The organism is Sphingobium phenoxybenzoativorans (assembly GCF_018286635.1).
In the GTDB taxonomy this organism is placed as follows: domain Bacteria; phylum Pseudomonadota; class Alphaproteobacteria; order Sphingomonadales; family Sphingomonadaceae; genus Sphingobium; species Sphingobium phenoxybenzoativorans.
Genome location: NZ_CP073910.1, coordinates 1,827,515 through 1,849,051, shown reverse-complemented (window position 1 = coordinate 1,849,051; position 21,537 = coordinate 1,827,515). Strand labels below are relative to the sequence as shown.

Annotated in this window: 21 protein-coding genes; 14 read left to right on the top strand and 7 right to left on the bottom strand. The window is 62.9% G+C overall.

Annotation, left to right across the window (positions count from 1 at the left end):
• Positions 1 to 181 precede the first annotated feature (181 nt).
• From KFK14_RS08930 to KFK14_RS08900, 7 genes are all read left to right on the top strand, one after another.
• Entirely contained in the window at positions 182 to 1,072 is an 891-nt protein-coding gene (locus KFK14_RS08930; protein ID WP_246524976.1) for a helix-turn-helix transcriptional regulator, read from the top strand.
• Positions 1,073 to 1,300: 228 nt separating this feature from the next.
• A complete protein-coding gene (locus KFK14_RS08925; protein WP_212610633.1) occupies positions 1,301 to 1,711 on the top strand; it encodes a Zn-ribbon domain-containing OB-fold protein in 411 nt (136 codons plus the stop codon).
• Positions 1,704 to 2,849, top strand: coding sequence for a thiolase family protein (locus KFK14_RS08920; RefSeq protein ID WP_212610632.1), 1,146 nt, complete (start codon positions 1,704 to 1,706; stop codon positions 2,847 to 2,849). The genes KFK14_RS08925 and KFK14_RS08920 overlap by 8 nt, the downstream gene beginning before the upstream one ends.
• Positions 2,850 to 2,859: 10 nt before the next feature.
• Positions 2,860 to 4,068 carry an acyl-CoA dehydrogenase family protein gene (locus KFK14_RS08915; protein WP_212610631.1) on the top strand — a complete coding sequence of 403 codons (1,209 nt, stop codon included), beginning with the start codon at positions 2,860 to 2,862 and terminating at the stop codon, positions 4,066 to 4,068.
• A gap of 38 nt (positions 4,069 to 4,106) precedes the next feature.
• Positions 4,107 to 5,069, top strand: coding sequence for a thiamine pyrophosphate-dependent dehydrogenase E1 component subunit alpha (locus KFK14_RS08910; protein WP_212610630.1), 963 nt, complete (start codon positions 4,107 to 4,109; stop codon positions 5,067 to 5,069).
• A 20-nt stretch (positions 5,070 to 5,089) separates the two neighbouring features.
• Positions 5,090 to 6,106 carry an alpha-ketoacid dehydrogenase subunit beta gene (locus KFK14_RS08905; protein ID WP_212610629.1) on the top strand — a complete coding sequence of 339 codons (1,017 nt, stop codon included), beginning with the start codon at positions 5,090 to 5,092 and terminating at the stop codon, positions 6,104 to 6,106.
• A 4-nt stretch (positions 6,107 to 6,110) separates the two neighbouring features.
• The gene (locus tag KFK14_RS08900; RefSeq protein WP_212610628.1) at positions 6,111 to 7,577 is read left to right on the top strand and encodes a dihydrolipoamide acetyltransferase family protein; all 1,467 of its coding nucleotides are present in this window, start codon (positions 6,111 to 6,113) and stop codon (positions 7,575 to 7,577) included.
• Between the two features lie 268 nt (positions 7,578 to 7,845).
• Here KFK14_RS08900 and KFK14_RS08895 read toward each other — a convergent pair whose 3' ends face one another.
• The 5 genes from KFK14_RS08895 to KFK14_RS08875 are packed head-to-tail and all read right to left on the bottom strand — an operon-like array spanning position 7,846 to position 11,955.
• On the bottom strand, positions 7,846 to 8,640 hold the full coding sequence (locus KFK14_RS08895; RefSeq protein ID WP_212610627.1) for a sugar phosphate isomerase/epimerase family protein: 795 nt from the start codon (positions 8,638 to 8,640) through the stop codon (positions 7,846 to 7,848).
• Position 8,641: 1 nt separating this feature from the next.
• Complete coding sequence (locus KFK14_RS08890; protein ID WP_212610626.1) at positions 8,642 to 9,439, bottom strand: SDR family oxidoreductase; 798 nt, start codon at positions 9,437 to 9,439, stop codon at positions 8,642 to 8,644.
• Positions 9,439 to 10,203: an SDR family NAD(P)-dependent oxidoreductase gene (locus KFK14_RS08885; protein ID WP_083276592.1), complete on the bottom strand. Its 765-nt coding sequence runs from the start codon at positions 10,201 to 10,203 to the stop codon at positions 9,439 to 9,441. Before KFK14_RS08885 ends, KFK14_RS08890 begins: the two co-directional genes overlap by 1 nt.
• Before the next feature lie 16 nt (positions 10,204 to 10,219).
• A complete protein-coding gene (locus KFK14_RS08880) occupies positions 10,220 to 10,621 on the bottom strand; it encodes a nuclear transport factor 2 family protein (RefSeq protein ID WP_212610625.1) in 402 nt (133 codons plus the stop codon).
• Entirely contained in the window at positions 10,621 to 11,955 is a 1,335-nt protein-coding gene (locus KFK14_RS08875) for an aromatic ring-hydroxylating oxygenase subunit alpha (RefSeq protein WP_212610624.1), read from the bottom strand. The genes KFK14_RS08880 and KFK14_RS08875 overlap by 1 nt, the downstream gene beginning before the upstream one ends.
• 202 nt (positions 11,956 to 12,157) lie before the next feature.
• On the opposite strand from KFK14_RS08875, the gene KFK14_RS08870 reads away from it, so the two are divergent.
• Genes KFK14_RS08870 through KFK14_RS08855 form a run of 4 tightly spaced genes read left to right on the top strand, consistent with a single transcriptional unit; the run spans position 12,158 to position 15,569 of the window.
• Entirely contained in the window at positions 12,158 to 12,904 is a 747-nt protein-coding gene (locus KFK14_RS08870; protein WP_212610623.1) for an SDR family oxidoreductase, read from the top strand.
• Positions 12,901 to 13,995, top strand: coding sequence for a nuclear transport factor 2 family protein (locus KFK14_RS08865; protein ID WP_212610622.1), 1,095 nt, complete (start codon positions 12,901 to 12,903; stop codon positions 13,993 to 13,995). The genes KFK14_RS08870 and KFK14_RS08865 overlap by 4 nt, the downstream gene beginning before the upstream one ends.
• Positions 13,996 to 14,020: 25 nt before the next feature.
• A complete protein-coding gene (locus tag KFK14_RS08860) occupies positions 14,021 to 14,557 on the top strand; it encodes a nuclear transport factor 2 family protein (protein WP_246524975.1) in 537 nt (178 codons plus the stop codon).
• A 1-nt stretch (position 14,558) separates the two neighbouring features.
• Positions 14,559 to 15,569 carry an NADP-dependent oxidoreductase gene (locus KFK14_RS08855; RefSeq protein ID WP_212610621.1) on the top strand — a complete coding sequence of 337 codons (1,011 nt, stop codon included), beginning with the start codon at positions 14,559 to 14,561 and terminating at the stop codon, positions 15,567 to 15,569.
• A 229-nt stretch (positions 15,570 to 15,798) separates the two neighbouring features.
• Here the strand turns inward: KFK14_RS08855 and KFK14_RS08850 are convergent, their stop codons facing one another.
• The gene (locus tag KFK14_RS08850; protein ID WP_212610620.1) at positions 15,799 to 16,788 is read right to left on the bottom strand and encodes an NADP-dependent oxidoreductase; all 990 of its coding nucleotides are present in this window, start codon (positions 16,786 to 16,788) and stop codon (positions 15,799 to 15,801) included.
• Between the two features lie 8 nt (positions 16,789 to 16,796).
• A complete protein-coding gene (locus tag KFK14_RS08845) occupies positions 16,797 to 18,227 on the bottom strand; it encodes an aromatic ring-hydroxylating oxygenase subunit alpha (RefSeq protein WP_212610619.1) in 1,431 nt (476 codons plus the stop codon).
• A 206-nt stretch (positions 18,228 to 18,433) separates the two neighbouring features.
• Here KFK14_RS08845 and KFK14_RS08840 point away from each other — a divergent pair, with 206 nt between their 5' ends.
• From KFK14_RS08840 to KFK14_RS08830, 3 genes are all read left to right on the top strand, one after another.
• Entirely contained in the window at positions 18,434 to 19,444 is a 1,011-nt protein-coding gene (locus tag KFK14_RS08840) for an NADP-dependent oxidoreductase (protein WP_212610618.1), read from the top strand.
• Positions 19,445 to 19,463: 19 nt separating this feature from the next.
• Positions 19,464 to 20,642: an aromatic ring-hydroxylating oxygenase subunit alpha gene (locus KFK14_RS08835; protein WP_212610617.1), complete on the top strand. Its 1,179-nt coding sequence runs from the start codon at positions 19,464 to 19,466 to the stop codon at positions 20,640 to 20,642.
• 148 nt (positions 20,643 to 20,790) lie between these two features.
• Positions 20,791 to 21,462: an RBBP9/YdeN family alpha/beta hydrolase gene (locus KFK14_RS08830; protein WP_212610616.1), complete on the top strand. Its 672-nt coding sequence runs from the start codon at positions 20,791 to 20,793 to the stop codon at positions 21,460 to 21,462.
• The last annotated feature ends 75 nt before the right edge of the window (positions 21,463 to 21,537 follow it).

Genomic DNA, 21,537 nt, shown 5'->3' with positions numbered 1-21,537 from the left:
GCATTGCGGCGGTCGCCAATGGGCGCTGCCGCATCGTTCCTGTGAATGGATAAGCATGCTCGCCGGCGTCGGCGTCCTGCATTTTCCGATAGTTTGCGCATCGGTCAGCCGAAAAACCTAGCACTAGTCCGAGGTTTTGGATGACTTGATACGTTAACCGGTCAGGCGTATCTTAATCCACATGGAGAGTTCAGGCGATACACTCACCGCCTGCATGGACGGAAGTGCGACACAGGCCAAAGCCGGCGCCGATATCCCTTCCAGCAGGCATGTCCCCACCGCTATTGCGACGCCGGCCGATATACGGCCCGCCGCGGAGGCCCTGCGCGACATAGCGCGCGACATAGGGAACTTCCAGGTCGCGGCCTGCGCCAATATCGCCTCCAAGATGCCGATGTGCGACGCGGACGGCAATGTGCTGGCGCACAGCATATTCGGATGGCCGACATCCAAGGAGCAATGGTGGAAGAAGCCGCTGCTGGCGCTCAGTTCTCCCCTGCCCTTCGCATGCCGTTATGAAAGCGATCCCTTCTGGGTGAATGCCGCAGGTATCTACACCCGCGCGCCCAATCCGCTGCTCGACCAGATCGACCTGTCGCATTTCGACGAACTGGTGAATGCGCAGTCGGTTATCGTGGTGCCGATCCACCTGCCCTTCGGCCAGATTGGCGTGGTCAGCTTCTCCCCGCTCGACAATGGCCGTAAGGACCTGTCCCGCGAGTTTGAGCTTTATGCCGACCAGTTGGAATATCACAGTCGGCGTTTCATAGGCGGATATTCGCGGGTGACGAGCCATCGTCCCTGGATTCCCAAAAATTGCCGCCTTTCCAAGCGCGAGGTCGAATGCCTGCGCTGGGCGGCGGTCGGCAAGACCGATGTCGAGATCGCGATGATCCTCGGCCGGAGCTGCGCCACGGTGCGGTTCCACATCCACAACGCCGCGACCAAGCTGGAAGCGGTGAACCGCAGCCAGACCGTGTTCAAGGCGACGCAGCTTGGCTATCTGGGCAGTGTGGCGGCGGTCATGACCGGCGGCCATGGCGAACATCATGACGGGGCCATGATCGACTGATCCGTTTCGTCAGAATGAAAAGATAAGGATCGCGCATGGGGCAACCCGTGCGCGTTCTTTTTTGGCGCGCTTCCATGCCGCGCCTTGCAATCCCGCCCTCCCCAGGGCCAGCCGGTTCCTGAACCTGCGAGTATCGATAACCTATGCTTTCTTACAGAAGCATTTGCCGCTGCGCATTTTCATAACTGCAAGGGACAGAGAAACGCAGGAGCAGGTTCCATTTCCGACATGATCGCCATAGCCGAAGGTCTTTTCACCGAGGGCGCGCAGCCGCGCCTGATCGGCGGCCGTCACGGCGAGACCGGGCGGCTCGTCTTTCCCTGCCCCGCCGGCGACCCGCGCTATACACCGGAGCCGCTGCCGCCCAGGGGAACCGTCTGGTCCTGGACGATCCAGCGTTTCCGGCCGAAATCACCGCCCTATACCGGGCCGGAAGCGTTTCAGCCCTTCGCCATCGCCTATGTCGAACTGCCCGGAGCGGTGATCGTCGAGGGACCGATGGTCAATGTCGCATTCGACGCCATCGCGATCGGCATGGAGGTGGAAACGGTCATCGTCCCCCACGCCACCGATGCGCAGGGCCGCACCGTGACAAGCTATGCCTTCACTCCGGTAACAGGAGGCTCCGGTCATGACTGATGTCTATATTGTCGGGGTAGGCATCCATCCGTTCGGACGGACGGACGGGCTTTCCGGCCTGCAGCAAGGGGCCTATGCCGTGCGCCAGGCGCTGTCGGACGCCGGGCTTGACTGGAAAGACATGCAGTTCGGCTTTGGCGGGTCGGACGCTTCGGGCAACGCCGATGCCATCGTCAATGAGCTTGGCCTGACGGGGCTTCCCATCATTAACGTCAAGAATGGCTGCGCCACTGGCGGATCGGCGATGATCGGCACATGGCAGGGCATTGCGTCGGGACAATATGATGTCGGCGTCGCCCTGGGCTTCGACAAGCATCCGCGTGGCGCGTTCAACGCCATGCCCGCCGAATACAGCCTGCCCGACTGGTATGGCGAGGTCGGCATGATGGTGACGACGCAGTTTTTCGCCATGAAGCTGCAGCGCTACATGGCTGCGCACGGCATCAGCAGCACGACATTGGGCCGGGTCGCCGAAAAGGCGTTCCAGAACGCCGTCCATGCCGATCATGCCTGGCGGCGGGCGCCGGTCGACATCGACACGATCCTGAACAGCCAGATGATCAACGATCCGCTGACCAAATATATGTTCTGCTCCCCCGGAGAAGGCGGCGTCGCCCTGATCCTGGCCAATGAGAAGAAGGCGCGCGAATTGGGCCGGACGGCGGTGCGCATAAAGGCGGCCGCAGTTCGCACCCGGCCGCCGGGATCTTTCGAGGTATTCGCCCCCTGCATCGACATCGCGCGCGGTGGCGCACCGACATTGCTTGCGTCCAAGGCGGCATTCGAGATGGCCGGGCTTGGCCCCAGCGATATCGACGTTGCGCAATTGCAGGATACCGAATCCGGCGCCGAGATCATGCATATGGCCGAGAACGGCTTCTGCGCCGATGGCGAGCAGGAAAAATGGCTGGCCGAGGGCTGGACGCGGATCGGCGGCAAGCTGCCGGTCAATACCGATGGCGGCTGCCTCGCCTGCGGTGAGCCGATCGGCGCATCCGGACTGCGCCAGGTCTATGAGAATGTCATCCAGCTTCGCGGGCTTGGCGGCGGACGGCAAGTCCCCGGCGACCCCAAGACCGCCTACTCCCACGTCTATGGCGCGCCCGGCATTTCCGGCGTCACTATCCTCCAACGCTAAAGCACCGCTCATGCATCTGCATTTTTCCCCCGAAGACGAAGCTTTCCGCCAGGAAGTGCGCGCTTTCCTGGAGGCCAATCTTCCCGAACATCTGCGCGCCGGCATGCGAGCGACGCCATCGGTGTTCGTCGAGCCGGATATCGGCCGCGAATGGCAGGCGATCCTGCATGCGAAGGGCTGGCTGGCCTATAACTGGCCGGTCGATTGCGGCGGCACCGGCTGGACCACGGTGCAGCGCTATATCTTCGAGAAGGAATGCGCGCTGGCCGATGCGCCGAGCCTGCCCGTGCTGAGCCTCAAGCTGCTTGGCCCGGTCATCTGCAAGTTCGGCACGCCCGAACAGAAGGCGACGATCCTGCCCCGCATCCTCGACGGCACGGATTACTGGTGTCAGGGCTTTTCCGAACCCGGCTCCGGCTCCGACCTCGCCAGCCTGAAAAGCCGGGCGGAACGCAAGGACGATCACTGGCTGATCAATGGGCGCAAGCTGTGGACGACGCATGCGCATCATGCGACGCACATCTTCTGCCTGCTGCGCACCGACCCCAAGGTGAAGCCGCAGAAAGGCATCAGCTTCATTCTGGTCGACATGAACCAGCCAGGTGTCGAAGTCCGTCCGATCATGGGTCTGGCCGGCGACCATGAAGTGAACGAGGTCTATCTGGACGATGTGACCGCGCCCCTGGACAATCTGGTCGGCGAGGAAGGCGGCGGGTGGACCATCGCGAAATTCCTGCTGGAAAATGAGCGCGGCGGGGCATGCCATGCGCCCAAATTGCTGTCCGATCTGAATAAGATCCGCGCGGCGGCGAAGGATGAGCCGGATGGCCTGGGTGGATCGATGGCCGGGGATCAGGCGTTCATGGCGGCGCTGGCCAAGGTCGAACTGGAGGCGCAGGCGCTGGAGATGACGGAGCTGCGCATCCTCGCAGAAATGGCCAAGGGCCTGCCGCCGGGGCCGCAAACTTCGCTCTGCAAGATGGTCGCATCCACACTGCGTCAGGAGGTCGATCATCTAGCCGTGCGGCTTTACGGCTATGCGGGTCTGGCGCTGGAGGAACAGCGGCCGCTCTATGGCAATGGCGCGCCCGAACCGCTGCACAACAAGGCGGCGCAGGTCGCAGCCCCCCGTTACCTGAACAGTCGGGCGTGGACCATCTTCGGCGGGACGAACGAGGTCCAGAAGACTATCATTGCGAAAACGGTGCTGGGCCTCTGACCCCCGCGCGAGACGAATTTTGAACGGAGACGGACGACATGCAGCATAGCCGCGAAGCGCTGATACAGGCCTATCGCCAGATGAAAACGATCCGGGCGTTCGAGGAGCGTCTGCATGACGACATCGCGCTTGGCGAGATCGCGGGATTCACGCATCTCTATGCTGGCCAGGAAGCCTGCGCCGTGGGCGTTTGCGAGCATCTCGGCCCGGCCGACTATATCATCTCCACCCATCGCGGCCACGGCCACTGCATCGCCAAAGGGTGCGATGTGGTGGGCATGATAAAGGAGATTTACGGCTCCAGCGACGGCCTGTGCAAGGGCAAGGGCGGCTCCATGCACATTGCCGACATCAACAAGGGCATGCTGGGCGCGAACGGGATCGTCGGCGCGGGCGCGCCGATCGCGGTGGGCGCTGGCATCACGGCCAAGAGCACCGGCAACGTCTCAATCGCTTTCTCCGGCGATGGGGCATGCAACCAGGGCACGACGTTCGAGGCGATGAACATGGCCGTGGTGTTGAAGCTGCCGGTCATCTTCGTGTTCGAGAACAATCATTATTCGGAACATACCGGCGAGGCCTATGCCGTCGGCGCGGAGAGCATGACCGTCCGGGCCGCAGCCTTCGGCATGAAGGCGATCAAGGCCAACGGCATCGACTTCTTCTCCGTATACGACGCAATGCGGGAGCTGATCGATTACTGCAAGGCGGGCAACGGCCCGGCGTCGATCGAACTGGATACCGAGCGCTTCTACGGCCATTTCGAGGGCGATCCGCAGCGCTATCGCGGCAAGGGCGAACTGGACCGGTTGCGCGAGGAGCGCGACTGCCTGAAGGTGTTCCGGACCAAGGTCACCGAGGCCAAACTACTGGAAGGCAAGGACATCGATGCGATCGACGAAGAGGTCGAAGCGCTGATCGAACGTGCTGTCGCGGAATCCAAGTCCGCGCCGCGCCCCACCGCCGCACACGTCCTTGAAGACGTCTACATCAGCTACTGATCGCAGGGATCGAGAACATCATGGCAAGAAAAATGATCCGCGACGTCATTCGCGACACGATCGACGAGGAAATGGCGCGTGACGAGAGCGTCATCATGCTGGGCGAGGATATTGTCGGCGGCATGGGTTCCGCCGGTGGGCCTGAGGCGATCGGCGGCATCTGGGGCACGTCCGGCGGCCTTTGGGCCAAATATGGATCGGACCGGGTGATCGACACGCCGATTTCCGAAAGCGCGATCATCGGCGCGGCCGCAGGCGCATCGCTGACCGGTAAGCGCGCCATTGCCGAAATCATGTTCGCCGACTTCATCGGCGTGTGCATGGACCAGATCTGGAACCAGGTGGCCAAGTTCCGCTACATGTTCGGCGGCAAGTCCAAATGCCCGATCGTGATCCGCATGCCCTATGGCGCAGGATATAACGCAGCGCCGCAGCACAGCCAATCGATCCACGCGATGGTCACGGCGATGCCGGGCCTGAAGGTCGTGATGCCCACCACGGCGGCGGACACCAAGGGCCTGCTGACCAGCGCGATCCGCGATGATGACCCCGTCATCTTCCTGGAGCACAAGGCGCTGTACGGCGTGAAGGGCGAAGTGCCGGACGGCGAATATCTGATCCCCTTCGGCCATGCGCGGCAGGTCACCCAGGGCGACGACGTCACGATCCTGGCCACCGGCATGATGGTCGGTTTTGCCGAGAAGGCAGCGGCGCAATTGGCGCAGGACGGCATCGGATGCGACCTGCTCGACCTGCGCACGACCAGCCCGCTGGACGAGGAAGCGATCATGGACAGCGTGGAGCGCACCGGCCGCCTGCTGATCGTGGACGAGGCGCCGCCCCGGTGCAGCTTCGCGACCGATCTGTCGGCGCTGGTCGCCAATAAGGCTTTCGCGTCGCTGAAGGCGCCGATCGAGATGGTGACGGGACCGCACAGCCCGGTGCCGTTCGCCCGCGAACTTGAGTCCGCCTATGTCCCCTCCCCCGACAAGATCGTGGCGGCGGCGGTCAAGGCCATGTCCTACAGGCGGGGTTGAGCGAATGGCTAATCTGCGCGCATTCGCCATGCCCAAATGGGGCATAGAGATGACCGAGGGCGTCGTCGCCGAATGGATGGTCAAGGAAGGCGTCCCCTTCAAGAAGGGCGACATCATCGCCCTGATCGAAACCGACAAGATCACCAATGAGGTCGAGGCGGAAGCCGACGGCATGTTCCCGAAGCTGGTCGCGGAGACCGGCGGCACCTATCAGGTGGGCGAGCTGATCGCCGTGCTGGCGGGCGCGGAGGAGACGCCCTCGGCTGACGAGGTTTCGGCCTTCATAAGCGGGTTCAAGCCCGCCGATACTGCCGTTGCGTCCAAGGCTGGCGGATCGCCTCCTCCGCCTCCAGCCGCACCGAAGGCAGAGCCTGCGCCGGAGCTGGTTAAGACGGTCACCATCGCAGCCGATGCGAACATCAGCCCGGCGGCCCGCGCGTTGGCCGAGGAAAAAGGCATCGACATTGCGGGTATCGCAGGGTCCGGCGAAGGCGGGCGCATCACGTTCCAGGACGTGCTGCAAGCCAGCCTGCCGCCGGTGAGCGTTGGCGGATCGCCCGTCGACATCGCGCCGGTTGGAGAGACGCTGGGCGAAGTATTCGCCAGTCCGCTCGCCAAGCGGCTGGCGGTACAGCATGGCGTCGCCTTGGCTTCGCTGTCGGGAACTGGCCCCAAGGGCCGCATCTGCAAGGCGGACGTGCTGGCGAAGGTCAAGCCTGAGCCGGTTGCGGAAGCCGCGCCTGTCGCCCCGGCGGCGGCTGCGCCCATGGCCTTTGCCCGGCCCGCGCCCGGCACGGCCGAGATCGTCAAGATGTCGTCAATGCGCAAGGCCATTGCCAAGGCGCTGAGCCATAGCAAGTCGACCATCCCGCATTTCTACCTGCGCTCAAAGGTGCGGATCGACGCGATCCTGGGCCTGCGCGCGCAAGCGAAGGCGGCGACGGGCGAAGCGCCCAGCATCAACGATTATATCGTGCGGGCCTGCGGCCTGGCGCTGGCGCGGCATCCCGACGTCAATGTTCAGGTGCATGGCGACGAGATTCATCGGTTCGGCAGCGCCGACATCTCGGTAGCGGTCGCGACCGACAAGGGCCTGATCACGCCGATTGTGAAGGGTGCGGATACGCTGTCCGTCGCCGCCATCTCCCGCGAGGTAAAGGCGCTAGCGGAGAAGGCGCGCAACGGCAAGCTGCAGCCCGACGAGTTTCAGGGCGGCAGCTTCTCGATCAGCAATCTCGGCATGTTCGGCATTGATCAGTTCGACGCGATCATCAATCCGCCGCAGGGCGCGATCCTGGCGGTCGGAGCTGGCGTGCGGCAACCGATCGAGATCGGCAATGCGCTGGCCTTCGCGACCATCGTGGAAATGTCTTTGTCCTGCGATCACCGCGCAATCGACGGCGCAGTGGGCGCTGAGTTCATACGGACGCTGAAAGGGTTGATCGAGGAACCGAAGCTGCTGGTGGGATAAGGCGCTACCCCAAATTCCGTTCGTGCTGAGCTTGTCGAAGCACTGTCCTTACTCACTTAGAGAAGTGCAGTCCCCTTCGGCTGCCTGCAAGGCAGACGCTCAGGACAGGCTCAGGGCGAACGGCGATTCAGTGTGCGCATGTCATAATCCCCCTCCGTTCGCTTCGAGCGTAGTCGAGAGGCCGATGCGCGAGGCTTCTCAACTACGCTCGAAGCGAACGGAGATTTAGATACTTATAAAAAATGGACGGCCTGATCAGGCCGCTCCTTTATTGCGCCAACCACGCGCGGGAGGTTCGGGCCAGTTCGGCGGCGCGGGCTTTCAGGTCGGGGAAATCCTCCCGGAGACGCAGGGATCGTTCCTCGACAGCCACGGGGATGCCCTCCGGCATCAGGCTCATGATCCCATGCAGATCAAGGCCGCCATGGCCCATCGGCATGCGGCCATCGAGCGCCTCAACCAATATCGCATCCGGATCGGCCGGGTCAGCACCGACAGCGGGCGCGTCGCAGAGCTGGATATAGCTCAGCCACTTTTCCGGCACGGCGGCGACCTCCTCCAATGTGCCGCCATGGCGGGTCCAGTGCAGCGCATCGATAAGCAGGCCAGCGGAGGGCGAGTCGATCTCGCCCAGCATCCGGCAAGCCTCGCCAATCGTCCTGATCTCGCTGAACAGGCCGAATTCCAGATTGACGCGGATGCCGCCAGCCGCGCCATGTTCCATGAGCAGGGCGAGCTTGTCGCGCGTAGCCCCCATGTCCGGGTCGCTGCTGACGCAGAGCACATTGAGCGCGCCAAGCTCCATGCCGATGTCGATCAGGCGCAGATGGTCGGGATTGGGCGGTCCCGGCTGTATCCAGACAACCTCGATATCGAGCAATGGCACGCCGGTCGCGGCGATGGCCGCCTTTACCTCGCGGGTGGTCGCGGCGGTCCACTGGTCCGGTTCGAACCACATGCCGCTATAATCGAAGCCCCCATAAGCAGCAGACTCGACGAGCTGGACAGGCGTCGCCTCCGGCATGATGCCGGCGCACATCGACAGGGGATTGGCGCGCGCCATGTCAGACGGCCGCCATGGCGGCGACTACCGATGCCTCTATATCCGCCTTCGACGGATTGGCGCGCAGGGTGAGGCCGCCATTCACCTGAAGGTTCTGACCGGTCATGAAACATTCGTCGCTGGCCAGCCAGACGCAGCCCGCGGCGATATCCTCCGATGTGCCGTAACGGCCGAGCGGATAACCCTTCACGAAGGCGTTCATGACGCCGGGAACCGCCGCCGCGTCCGCCGTCATCGGCGTTTCGGTGACGCCAGGCGAGATGCTGTTCACGCGGATGCCCTTTTCGCCGAACTGATTGGCGACGCTGCGCACCAGATGATCCGTGCCCGCCTTGGTGGCCATATAGGCGTCATGATCGTGGAACAGGATCGTCGCGGTGGCCGAACTGATCTGGATGATAGAGCCGCCCGTGTCCTCCATCGCCGGGATCAGCGCCTGCAGGAACTGAAACGGACCACGCAACTGGAGGGCGTAGATCTTGTCAATCTCCTCCTCGGTCGTTTCGAGGAAAGGCTTGAGCAGGCCCCAGCCCGTCGCATTGACGGCAATGTCCAGGCCATCCAGCGACGCCCTGGCGGCGTCCACCATCGCGAAGATGCTGGCCCGCTTCGAAAAGTCGCATTCGATCGCGACACCGCCAATCTCATCCGCCAGCGCATCGAGAATAGCGCGGTTGCGACCAGCCACGGCCACTCTCGCGCCCTCCGCTGTAAAACGGCGGGCGATGACCTGCCCCATATTGCCCGCGCCCGCAGCGCCAACGACCAGCGCCTTGCGCCCCTCCAGCCGCCCGGCCATCAGGCGAACTCGTCCATGCGCGGCGTGCGGCGCAGCGCCTGGCCTGCCGTCACGTCGATCCGCTGACCGGTGACGAACGCCTCGTCGCTGGCCAGCCAAAGCGCGCAGTCGGCAATGTCGTCCACAGTCGGGAAGCGGCCGAGCGGCATTTCCTTCAGGAAAGCGCGGGTCACGGCCTCCATCGCGAAATAGGCGTCGGTCATGGCGCTCTTCGTGAAGCCCGGCGCGATGCTGTTGACGCGAATGCCCCTTGCGCCAAGCTCATTGGCGGCAACCTTGACCAGCACGTCCGCGCCGCCCTTCGACCCGGCATAGGCCCCCTGCCCCGGCGCCTGCACCAGGACGGTGAGCGAGGAAGCAGTGATGATCGAACCGCCATCCTTCATGGCCAGCGCCATCTGCTTGATGAACAGACCGGTCCCAACGAAGTGGACATCCGCCTGTTGCCGGAACATATCCGCCGTCGTCTCGATGATGGGCGCTCCGCCCTCAATGCCGGCATAGTTGATCGCAATGTCCAGCTTGCCATAGGTATCGACCGCCATCTTCGCGAGGGCGGCCAAGTCGTTCTCGTCAGTGATGTCGCAGGCGACGGCGGTCGCCCCCAGCGGACCGGCGACATCGGCCACGGCGTCCTTGCGGCGGGCGGCCAGCACCAGATCAGCCCCCTCAGCCACGAACCGCCGGGCGGTTGCCGCGCCCATGCTGCGGGGATCGGACGCGCCCAATATGATCGCGACCTTGCCGTCCAGACGTCCCATCATCTTCTCCTGACTTGTCTTAATATTCTTCGCTGTGGAGGATGGAAAAGCGGCGGTAGGAAAACCCCCACGCGCCATCCCGCTTGCGATAGCGATCCTCGTAACAGCCATAGACGCGCAGCTTCTTGCCATCGGCGGTACGGGCGACCTCGCTGCTGTAGGAGCGGCCCGACGCGGTATCCCCATCAATCGCGACCGCGCCCTGCGACACATACATCACAACGAAGGGAAAACCGGCCATTGCTTCGCTCCAGGCGGCTACGATCGCCTCGCGCCCCTTGACCGGATCAGGTCCAAAGAGGAACCACTCGCCCTCCTCGTCCCAGGTCGCCCCCCAGGTGGCGGCATCGCGTTGGTTCACCGCATCGGCATAGCGCGCGAGCACATCATTGATCGCGACGCGATCCTCGAACATGCTCATCAGTCAGCGTCCGCCGGCAAAGCTCCATGAATGCCGCATGCGTCGTTCAGCAGTTCGTGGAACCGCTGGATGCGCTTTTCCTGGCCGGAGATGATCCCGCCCCTATAGCCCATGGAATGCAGGCCCTGCTGCTGGCCGACCGCGACCGACATGTCCTGATCCGCCACATAACCCAGCGTCGCCTCGCCATAGATCACGACTTCGCGCTCCGCATGTTCGAAAGGCACGACGCCGACCGGCGTCACCACCTCGTTACGGCCATCGACCGGCGGCATAAGATACCAGTGATCGAAAATGCATTTTTCCGGATCAGTCGGATGCGGCTCCGACCGCAGGATCTGGAAGCCGTCCGGACTCATGGTGATCGTCGTGTTCGGCCAGAGCGTATAGTGATAATAGTCGGTAAGCTGGCTATCCGTCATCGTATCGAAATGGCGGAAGCCGCGCTCCGGCCCCAGCCTGCGCTTGGCGAGTTGGATCGCGCGGCGGGCCTCCGTCGCCTTGTCGACAAAATCGGCGGGGTCGAGACCCCATTCGCGCAGATTATCCTCGATCAGCGGCTGCATCGCATCGGGATAGTCGAGCCGCTTGGAGGGGTGACACCCCTTCTGCACCATGCGGTTATGGCCGCTGGGATACATTTCGAAGCTGGTGTCGGTATATTCGTCGTCGATGAAGCTCGCCAGCTCCGGATGGAGCGTCGGCAGATGATAGCTCTCGTTGAAATTGTCGCGGATGATCTTCCAGTTACAAGGGATTTCGCAGCGCACGTCGAGCACGCGCGTCATCGTCTCCATCTGATATCCGGCAAGCTGCTCGGTCAGGGGCGCCAGCCATTCGTGGAGCGGCGTCGCGTCCTTGTCCATGTTGAACCAGACGAACGGTCCCCATGTGGCGCAGGCGATCTCGGTCAGATGCGCCTTGCCACATGGGTTCCCCCCGGGGAAATCCTCCGCATCCTGCGCGAACAGCAGCGTGCCATCCTTGCCGAACTGCCAGCCATGATAGGAGCAGGTGATGCGCTCATTGCTGCCCATGTCGGACCAGAGCAGCCGGTTGCCGCGATGGATGCAGGCGTTGAAGAAGGCGCGGACCGAGCCATCCTCCTGCCGGATCATCATCACGCTGTCGCGCATCAGATTATGGGTGATCCAGTCGCCCGGCTCCTCCAGGTCGGCCAGCATGCCGCCGATATGCCAGACCTTCGAAAAGACATGGCGCCATTCGGCGCGCGCCCAGCTCTTCGCATAATAGCGTTCGCCTGTGATGGCGTCCCCGCGCACGGGCGGGTCGAAAGCCTCAAGCGTCCGGCCGAGAAAATGCTCTTTCGTCAATGGTCCATCCTCGCTCGCTGCGTCCTGCCCCGGCTGTCGCCGGGTGCGCTCTTGGCCGACTTTATGCCCCTGCCATGCAGGGCCAACTCGGCTTTCTGCTAGGGTCCGCTGCTTCACCCTCCCCTAAGTGCTAGTCGGGATCGGCGGCATCATGCTCTAGCGGTTTATCAAGACACTATAGTCGTTTGGAGAGCATGACGCCATGAACAGGGTAGCCGGAAAGGTGGCATTGATCACGGGCGGCGCATCCGGGCTGGGCGCGGCCGACGCGAGGCTGCTGGCGGCCGAGGGCGCGAAGGTCGTCATCACCGATGTGCAGGAGACGCTGGGCCAAGAAACGGCAGCCTCCATTCCCGGCGCATTGTTCCTGAAGCATGATGTGCGCGACGAGGCGCAATGGCGGGACGTGGTTGAACAGACGATCGCGCATTTCGGCAAGCTGGACGTGCTGGTGAACAATGCCGGGCTTGTCCGTTTCGGCACGGTCGAGGACGCCTCGCTCGCCGATTTCCGCCTGCAGATGGAGGTGATGGTCGACGGCTGCTTCCTTGGCTGCAAGGCGGCGATCCCATTCATGACCAAGGGCGGCGGCGGATCGATCATCAACGTGGCTTCCGTCGCGGCGTTGAAGGGCCTCAGCAGCATTCCGGCCTATTCCGCGGCCAAGGCGGGCATCATCGCCATGTCGCGCAGCATCGCCGTCCATTGCCAGGAGCAGGGCTATAAAATCCGGGTGAACGCGATCGCGCCGGGCGCGCACGACACGCCGATGACGCAGCAGGCGATAGCGCAGCTTCCCGCCGACACTGCGGGGCTGGACCAAGCCAATGCGCATGGACAGGGCCGACCGGAGGACGTCGCCAACCTCGTCCTGTTCCTGGCGTCGGAGGAATCCCGTCAGATCACTGGCACGCACATCGTCATCGACAATGGAGAAACGATGGCGTGAGCGGCGCAGGCGATCTTTCCGGCGTCGCCGACCTGCAGGCGATCAGGCAGCGGATCGCGCAGCACAGCCGCGGCGTGGACCGGGCGGACGAAGCGCTGCTGGCCGACTGCTATCATAAGGACGCAACAGTCGACTACCGCTTCTTCGCCGGCCCGGCGAAGGAACTCGCGGCGATGTTGACAGCGGCCAATAAGGGGCAGCCCGTGATGCTGCACCGGACCAGCCAGATGTGGGTCCTGCTGGACGGGGAAAGGGCGAAATCAGAAAGCTATATCATCGCCTATGCGCAATCCGCCGATCCCGATGGCGCAATGATGCAGCGGCTGGTGTGCGGCCGGTATCTGGATCGCCATGAGAAACGCGCCGGGGTCTGGCGCCTGTCCCACCGCCAATATGTCATGGACGTCAACGCCAACTGGCCTGGCGCCTATGCGCCGCCCGCCCTCGGTCCGCTTGCCAACCATGTTCCCGCAGGCGCGCAAGGCGCGGCCGATCCGGGCATCGCGCTGCTGGCGTCGGCCGCCGCAAAAAACAGACTGATACAAGAAGGAGACCAGGGCATGAGCAACCCGCCCCCGGACGAAGCGGCCATTGATGCCGTGATTTCGCGGCAAAAGATCGCCGACCTGACCATGGCCTATTGCCGCGGCGTGGACCGGGCGGACGAGGATCTGCTCAAAACCATCTTCCATGACGACAGCATCGTCATCAGCGGCGCGTTCAACGGCGGCGGGCAACAGTTCGCGACGGAAATCTGCCGGATCGTGAAGGCCGTGTTCAACCAGACATTCCATTCGATCGCCAACCAGTGGATCGAGGTCACCGGCAACACGGCCGTTGGCGAAACCTATGTGATCGCCGTGTCGACGATGACCAATGAAGATGGCAGCCAGTCGGAAATGCTCACCGGCGGCCGCTATCTGGACCGGTTCGAACGGCGCGCGGGAATATGGAAGATCTCCGAGCGCAGCTTCGTGTGCGACTGGAACCGGGTGGACGCCACCACGCACAGCAATGACGGCATGTATGCGCCGCTCGACCTGCTGGGCCGGCGGGGGCCGGAAGACCCCGTTTATGCCCTGTGGAACTGAAGCGGCCAGAAAGAAGGACTGACCGGTGAACCTGGAAGCGGAAATACGCGATCTCGCCGCGCGGCGGGACATTCAGCAAGCGATATTCAACTATATGCGCGGGCAGGACCGGCTGGATCATGCGTTGCAGATGACGGCGTTCCACGATGATTCCGATGTCGATTGCGGGCTGCTGCGTGGCGATCCCAAGGCCTATACCGACTTTGCGCAGGGCTTCCTTGCCGGAATGGGCGGCAGCCAGCATCTGATCGGGCAGATGGACCTGACCGTCGATGCCGAAGCGGGCACGGGCAGCGGCGAAGTCTATTTCTTCGCCTGGCACCGCCTGACCGAAGAAGGCGAGGAGGTCGACCTGTTCATGGCCGGGCGCTACATCGACGATTATACTTACAAGAACGGCAAATGGGCGATCCAGCGCCGCCGCGAGCTGATCGACTGGGCGCGCAAGGACAAGGCGAGCGACGGCTTCATGGCCGACATGCCGCTGGTCCACCTGTCCGGCCGCAACGGCGCGGATTTCAGCCAGACGCTCGACTGGGCGTCAGGGACATCGGGACGATAAAATGACCATCAATCGCCGCTTCCTCCTCACCGCCCGGCCGGACGGCACGCCGCAGGCCAGCGACTTCACGCTGGCCGATGCGCCGGTGCCCGCCATCGGCCCGGACGAGATATTGATCCGCAACCATTATGCATCGCTCGATCCCGCCATTCGGGGCTGGCTGGACGATGTGCCGAGCTATCTGCCGCCGGTGGAACTGGGCGACGCCGTGCGCGCGACGACGGTCGGCGTGGTCGAGGCGAGCAATGCCGAGGGCTTCGCGCCGGGCGACTGGGTGATGGGCCTCAACAAGATCGAGCATTATTCGGTGGCGAAATTGGGCGGCTTCACCAGCCGGATCGACGCCGATATCGTCCCCTCCGTCACCAACTATCTGTCGGTTATGGGCGCGGTCGGGCTGACGGCCTGGTTCGGCGTCACGGAGATATTGAAGCCGAAGGCGGGCGAGACCTTCCTGATCAGCGGCGCCGCCGGCGCTGTCGGATCGATGGCCGGGCAGTTGGGCAAGCTGGCGGGCGCACGGGTCGTGGGCATTGCCGGAGGACCCGCCAAGTGCAAGCGGCTGATCGACGATTATGGCTTCGACGCGGCGATCGATTATCGTGGCAAGGATGTGGAGGCGCTGACCCAGGCGATTGGCGAGGCATGCCCGGACGGCATCGACCTGGTATTCGAAAATGTCGGAGGCATCGGGCTGGACGCGACGCTGACGCATATCAATCCCTATGCCCGGATCGGGCTGTGCGGGCTGATCTCCGAATATAATGGCGAGGCCTATGGCACGCGCAATCTGTGGCAGCTAATCGCGCGCATGGCGACGATCCGGGGTTTCCTGATCAGCGAGTTCCTGGACCGTTTCGCTGAGGGCGGCATGGCGATGGCGAAGCTGGTGGCCGAGGGCAAGCTGCGCTTCGATGAGCATATCGATGAGGGGATAGACAATGCCTATCCGGCCTTCCTGCGCCTGTTCGAAGGCAGCAATCAGGGAAAGATGATCCTGAAGCTGGTTTGAGCGGAGAAACCTATCCGCTTTTCCGTTCGCTTCGAGCGTAGTCGAGAAGCCGGCGCACCCACTTCTCGACTACGCTCGAAGCGAACGGAGGTAAGGAGTTCGGCCGAATGGCCAAAGCGTGCGCTAACAGGCAAACAAACACAACGTGCTCCTGCGAAAGCAGGAGCCCAGACCCACGCTCGGAACTGGGCTCCTGCTTTCGCAGGAGCACGCTACACTTCAAACAGAACTAAAGCCGCAGCACCTGTTTGCCCCGGTTCGATCCGTCGAACAGGCGGGCGAGACCGGCGGGAGCGTTTTCCAGACCCTCCAGCACATCGGCCTGCCATTTCAGTTTTCCGGCAAGCACCAGAGCGGCCAGCCGCTCGCGGATAGCGGACCATTCGCTTTCATGGTCAAGCACGATGAAGCCCTCCATCCGGGCGCGGCGGAGGACGAGATTGAAATAATTGGCGGGTCCAGCGATCTTCCCGCCCTGCTCGTAGCGGCTGATGCCGCCGCAGAGCACCACCCGCGCGCCAATCGCGATGCGGGCCAGCATGGCGTCCAATATCTCGCCGCCGACATTGTCATAGATGACGTCTATGCCTTTGGGCGCAAGCGCCTTGAGCTGCTTGGAGACGTCCCCGGCCTTATAGTCGATGGCGGCGTCGAAGCCCGCCTCCTCCACGAGCCAGCGGCATTTTTCCGGACCGCCAGCAATGCCGATCACATAAGCGCCCGCGATCCTGGCAAGCTGGCCAGCCACGGAACCGGTCGCGCCCGCCGCGCCTGAAACAACGACAATATCCCCGGCGACCGGCTTGCCGATCCCATGCATGCCGACCCAGGCGGTAAGGCCCGGAATGCCAAGCACGCCCAGCATCGCCTCTGGCGGCAAGCCCGGATGGCACACGTCGAATCCCGTCCCGTCGCTGACCAGATATTCGGTCCAGCCCGTCATGCCCGTGACCATCGTACCTTCGGGCCATTTGCCGTCGCGGCTTTCGACGACCTCCGCAACGCCCATGCCGCGCATGACGTCGCCAATCTCCATTGGCGCGACATAACCGCCGAAATTCTCCATCCAGCCCTTCTGCGCCGGTTCGAACCCCAGCCAGCGCACGGCCAGCAGCATGTCGCCCGGCCCTACCTCTGGCGTAGGTCCATCGACCATCGCAAAGTCGCTGTGCGCGACGGGCCGCCCAAGGGGGCGGTCCGCCAATGTCATCTGGCGCATGCGGCTTCTCAGGCTTCGATATATTTCATGAGCGTATTCTGGAACTGGCGGATCTGGATTTCCTGATAATTGGCCAGTTGCACCTCGCCATTCGCAGAGCTTTTCAGCCCCTGCTGCACGAAGGGCAGATTTTCCATATCCTGCTCGAACACGTCGCCCAGAATGCCGATCTCGGTCGCGGCCGTCCATTTCTCGTCATCGGTCAGGAAATGCATGGCGGGCGCTTTCGGCGCTTCCTGCCCCGGAGGGACGCGGGTGAGGATGCGGACCTCCATCAAGCAATGGTCGACATCATGCCATGGCCGCCAGCGATAGACGATGTTCGGCTGGAACCCCGCCCAGGGGCTCCAGTTAGGGAAAGCGTTATACAGTAGCGCATCCATCATCTCACTGTCCGACGCGAAGCTGACGTCATGGCCGAACATGCGGGTGGTGGTTTCGCGCAGGCTTTCGCCCAGCGCCGCGCGGGCGGTGACGCCTTCGGGCACCGTGACGGCAAAGCCGCCTGCCGCCGCTTCCTTATCTTCGTAATTGTCAGACGAGCGGCCATTATATTTGACGAACTCGTCGACGATCCATTGCTGCTCCTTGCCCTCCGGGTCGATATGGGGGGACATGGTGCCGAAGGGCGTGACCGTCAGGTTCACATGGTCGCCATAGATATTATACATCGAGTTGGCGTCGCCGGTGAACGGCAGCAGTTGCGGATGGGTGACGACGGTGTGCCAGCTTTCCATGAAAGCCTCCATCACCACCTTCCAGTTGGCCGGGATCACCTTGCCCACCCAGAGGGCAGTGGCGCACTCCTCATGCTTCCACCGCTTGAAATGTTCCGGCATGGGCGCGAGGAATTCCTCGATCGTCGGCCCCTCCTTCGCCTCGCGGATAAAAATATAGCCGCCCCAGCGGCCGACCGAGACCTCCGGCAACTGCATTTTCTGATCCGACAGGTGCGAGAAATCCCAGCGGCACGGAATATTCTTGAGCGACCCGTCATTGTTCCAGGTGAAGCCATGGAAGGGGCATTGCAGCTCCGCCGTCCAGCCGTCCTCCAGCTTCAGCTTGCGGCCGCGATGCAGACAGACATTGTAGAAGGCCTTGATGGAGCCATCCTCCTGCCGCATCAGGATGAAGGACTTGCCGACATTCTCATAAACGACATAGTCGCCCGGTTCCGGCAGTTCCTCCTCACGCGCGGCAAACTGCCACACTTTCGGCCACATCTTCTCCTTCTCAAGTTCAAAGAAAGTGGGATCGGTATAGCGCGTGGCGGGAATGGGCTCAGACCCCAGATTCTCATAGACGTCCTGGTAGAGAAACTCCGGCACCTCATTGGTGTCCGCGAGCGCCAGGTCGCGATAGGAAGTGCCGGGGCAACGCGGCAGCGGTTCGCCAGTGATCTGCGGGGGTGCTTTGATCTTGGGATCGCTCTCGGCCATCTATCGAGTCTCCTATGCCTTTTCGCCATCCTAGCGGAAAGATGATGCCGCCATGACCTATGGATTGCGTCAGGCATTCCAATGGCCCGCGAACCTCACCTAGCGGTAATGACAGGGCGGGCGGATAGGCTCCGTCCCTATCATCCGCGACGGCAAGGGCGGCCAGGTTGGCGCTGTCCGGCGGCATATATACTATCGGAAGCGTCATGGAGAGCATCAACCGCAGGATCATATTGGCGAGAAGGCCATCGGGGTTGCCCGCGCAGGCCGATTTCGCGGAGGATCGCGCGCCCATGCCGACGGTTGGCGAAGGGGAGATGCTCGTGCGCAACCGGGTGTTCGCCATCGATGCGGCAATCCGCGGCTTCCTGGACGACAGGCCAAGCTATCTGCCGCCTGTAGCGCTGGGCGAGGTTGTGCGCGGCATGGCGCTGGGCGAGGTCGTGGAAAGCCGGATAAAGGGCTATGCACCGGGCGACGTGGTGCGGGCGCTTGCCGGATGGGAGGAATATAGCCTGCTCGGCGCGGACGCGCTGGGTCTGGAGAAGTGCGACATCAGCGATCGGTCGCAATTGTCGCTGCATATGGGGACGCTAGGGCCGTCGGGCCTGACCGCTTATGTCGGATTGTTCGCGATCGGCATGATCAAGCCTGGCGAAACGGTAGCGATAAGCGCAGCGGCCGGCGCGGTGGGCAATGTCGCCGGACAGATCGCGCGCCTGATGGGCTGCCGGACGATTGCCATTACCGGGTCGGAGGAGAAGGCGGCGCTGTGCCGCGATCTCGGTTTCGATGCGGTTGTCGATTACAAGGCCCCCGGCAGCCTGGACGAGAAACTGGCGGCCGCCGCGCCCCAAGGCATCGACGTCTATTTCGACAATGTTGGCGGCGAGATACTGGACGCGGTGCTGCCCCATCTGGCCCAGCATGGCCGGGTCGTGGTGTGTGGCATGATCGCCAATTACAATAATGCCGACGAGCAATATCCCATCCGCAACCTGTGGCAGTTGCTGGTCAAGCGGGCAACGATGCGCGGTTTCCTGACCTATGACCATCCGGAGTTTCTGGGCGAGGCGCAGCGGCGTATTGGTGCGTGGGTAGCGGCGGGAGAGCTGCGCCCGCTGGAGAATATCAGCCAGGGCCTGCACTCCGCGCCGGATGCGCTGATCAGGCTGATGAGCGGCAGGACGACAGGCAAGACGGTAGTCTGCCTCTAAGGAAGAGAGCGAGCGAGAGATGGGCTATCACGACACGATCGGCGACGAAGCCGCCAAGATGCTGGAATTCGTCGAGAATGGCACAACCGATTGCGCCGATGGCACGATGGACGTTCCGGCCAGCGCCTATACCGACACCGCCTATTTCGCGCGGGAAATGTCGGAGATATTCCTGAAGCTTCCGTTGCTTGCCGCCCTCACCGCCGAAATGCCCAATCCGGGCGATTACAAGGCGATGGACCTGATGGGCAAACCCATCCTGATCACACGCCGGACCGACGGCAGCGTCACGGCGATGTATAATGTCTGCTCCCATCGCGGCATGATCCTGAAGCCCGAAGGGCATGGCAACGCCAAGCGCTTCTCCTGCCCCTATCATGCCTGGACCTTCGCCAATGATGGCAAGCTGATCGGCGTCGCCGAACCGCGCAAGTTCGGCGAGATCTGCAAGGAGAATTATAATCTCACCCCGCTTCCCTGTGTCGAGGCCGGCGGCATCATCTGGGTGAGCCTGGACCCCGATGCGGACATGGACATCGGCAAGCATCTGGGCGGCATGCTCGACGATCTGGAAGCCTATGAGCTGGACAAATGGCATTATTGCGGGTCGCGGCGCATCTACGGCGCGAACTGGAAGATCGCCTATGACGGCTATTTGGAAGGCTATCACTTCGCGGCCGCGCATCCGGAGACGATCCATCCGCGCACCTTCAGCAATATCATGAGCTTCACGGCCTTTGGCCCGCATCTGCGCGTCGGCTATCCGCAGGTGCGGATCAAGGAAGCGCTGGGCGCCCTCCCGCGCGAGACATGGGGCGAGCATGAGAATGAAGGTTATGATTTCGTCCGCACCATATTTCCCAATGTCAGCATCTTCTTCGCGCCGGAAATCACGCAGGTCGCCCAGCTCATTCCGGGGCCTACGCCCGACAAGAACATGACCAACCTGATCTTCATCCGCCGCAATGGCCCCAAGGACGCGGAGGATGCCCAGGCGATCGAGGGCATGATGGACTGGCTGCGCGATGTCGTGGATGTCGAGGATTATGGCGTCGGGCTGCAGGTGCAGAAAGGCATGGAATCCGGCGCGCGCAATTTCGTCACCTTCGGCCGGAATGAACGGGGAAACCAGTTTTTCCACAAATATGTGGATTATTTCGTGTCCGACGACCCCGGTAAGGCGCCGCCCATTCTGTAGCGGCGGCCCTTCGGCCAGCCAGTCCAAACCGTTCACCGTCCGGCGCATTCGACAGAACGCAGAATCGCACATTTATCGACGCGCCCTATTGTCTATTTCAAAACTAGACATATTATTGCATTCCATCTTTTGAAGAAGGAGTGCCGCCATGACGACTCGCCGTTTCGACACCCGACCTTCCCATCCCACCATCCTGACGCTGGCCGATGCCGATCATGGCAAGCCCGGCGACTGGCTTGCACGCTGGAGCGCGGAACGCGATCATTGCGTTCCCGCCGATCTCGGCCGCACCGATCCGCCAAACCGCAACGCTTGGGCGACATCGCTGGGCGCAGCGATCCGTCAGGCCGATGGGCCGGTCATTCTGGTGGCGCGGGGCCTGTCATGCCTTGCTGTTGCCTGGTGGGCAGCGCTGGAGCGCCCGCTCTATGGCGATCCCGTCGCCGGCGCTTTGCTGGTTGCGCCGCCCAGCGTGGATACAGCCAGTTCAGATTTGCGCATGGTCGGGTTCGGTCCCGCGCCCAAACTGCTGCTGCCCTTCCCGTCCGTAGTCGTCGCAAGCCGCAACGACCCGCTGATGACCTATGCCGGCGCAAAGAGCCTGGCGAGCTTCTGGGGCAGCCATTGCATCGATGGCGGCGAGATTGGCTCGGCCGGAGCGGACGCTGATCTTGGCGAATGGGATCATGGCCAGCATGCCCTTAACTGGCTGCTCAGCACGGCTGATGATCTGCGGCGGCCTGCCGGATCGGCCAGCACAGCCAGCAATGTCGTGGCGCACCCCGCCCTATCCCCCCGCGGATACGACCTTTCGCTCTGATCCCCTCCAGAGCGAACGAGAAGGGCGCCGGAAACAGCTCCCGGCGCCCTTTTTCGTGCTTCTAGCCTTTGAGGC

Bases quoted from the DNA above. Each gene is read 5' to 3' on its own strand.
- KFK14_RS08930 (WP_246524976.1), top strand. From the start codon at position 182: ATGGAGAGTTCAGGCGATACACTCACCGCCTGCATGGACGGAAGTGCG.
- KFK14_RS08925 (WP_212610633.1), top strand. From the start codon at position 1,301: ATGATCGCCATAGCCGAAGGTCTTTTCACCGAGGGCGCGCAGCCGCGC.
- KFK14_RS08920 (WP_212610632.1), top strand. From the start codon at position 1,704: ATGACTGATGTCTATATTGTCGGGGTAGGCATCCATCCGTTCGGACGG.
- KFK14_RS08915 (WP_212610631.1), top strand. From the start codon at position 2,860: ATGCATCTGCATTTTTCCCCCGAAGACGAAGCTTTCCGCCAGGAAGTG.
- KFK14_RS08910 (WP_212610630.1), top strand. From the start codon at position 4,107: ATGCAGCATAGCCGCGAAGCGCTGATACAGGCCTATCGCCAGATGAAA.
- KFK14_RS08905 (WP_212610629.1), top strand. From the start codon at position 5,090: ATGGCAAGAAAAATGATCCGCGACGTCATTCGCGACACGATCGACGAG.
- KFK14_RS08900 (WP_212610628.1), top strand. From the start codon at position 6,111: ATGGCTAATCTGCGCGCATTCGCCATGCCCAAATGGGGCATAGAGATG.
- KFK14_RS08895 (WP_212610627.1), bottom strand. From the start codon at position 8,640: ATGGCGCGCGCCAATCCCCTGTCGATGTGCGCCGGCATCATGCCGGAG.
- KFK14_RS08890 (WP_212610626.1), bottom strand. From the start codon at position 9,439: ATGGCCGGGCGGCTGGAGGGGCGCAAGGCGCTGGTCGTTGGCGCTGCG.
- KFK14_RS08885 (WP_083276592.1), bottom strand. From the start codon at position 10,203: ATGATGGGACGTCTGGACGGCAAGGTCGCGATCATATTGGGCGCGTCC.
- KFK14_RS08880 (WP_212610625.1), bottom strand. From the start codon at position 10,621: ATGAGCATGTTCGAGGATCGCGTCGCGATCAATGATGTGCTCGCGCGC.
- KFK14_RS08870 (WP_212610623.1), top strand. From the start codon at position 12,158: ATGAACAGGGTAGCCGGAAAGGTGGCATTGATCACGGGCGGCGCATCC.
- KFK14_RS08855 (WP_212610621.1), top strand. From the start codon at position 14,559: ATGACCATCAATCGCCGCTTCCTCCTCACCGCCCGGCCGGACGGCACG.
- KFK14_RS08850 (WP_212610620.1), bottom strand. From the start codon at position 16,788: ATGCGCCAGATGACATTGGCGGACCGCCCCCTTGGGCGGCCCGTCGCG.
- KFK14_RS08845 (WP_212610619.1), bottom strand. From the start codon at position 18,227: ATGGCCGAGAGCGATCCCAAGATCAAAGCACCCCCGCAGATCACTGGC.
- KFK14_RS08840 (WP_212610618.1), top strand. From the start codon at position 18,434: ATGGAGAGCATCAACCGCAGGATCATATTGGCGAGAAGGCCATCGGGG.
- KFK14_RS08835 (WP_212610617.1), top strand. From the start codon at position 19,464: ATGGGCTATCACGACACGATCGGCGACGAAGCCGCCAAGATGCTGGAA.
- KFK14_RS08830 (WP_212610616.1), top strand. From the start codon at position 20,791: ATGACGACTCGCCGTTTCGACACCCGACCTTCCCATCCCACCATCCTG.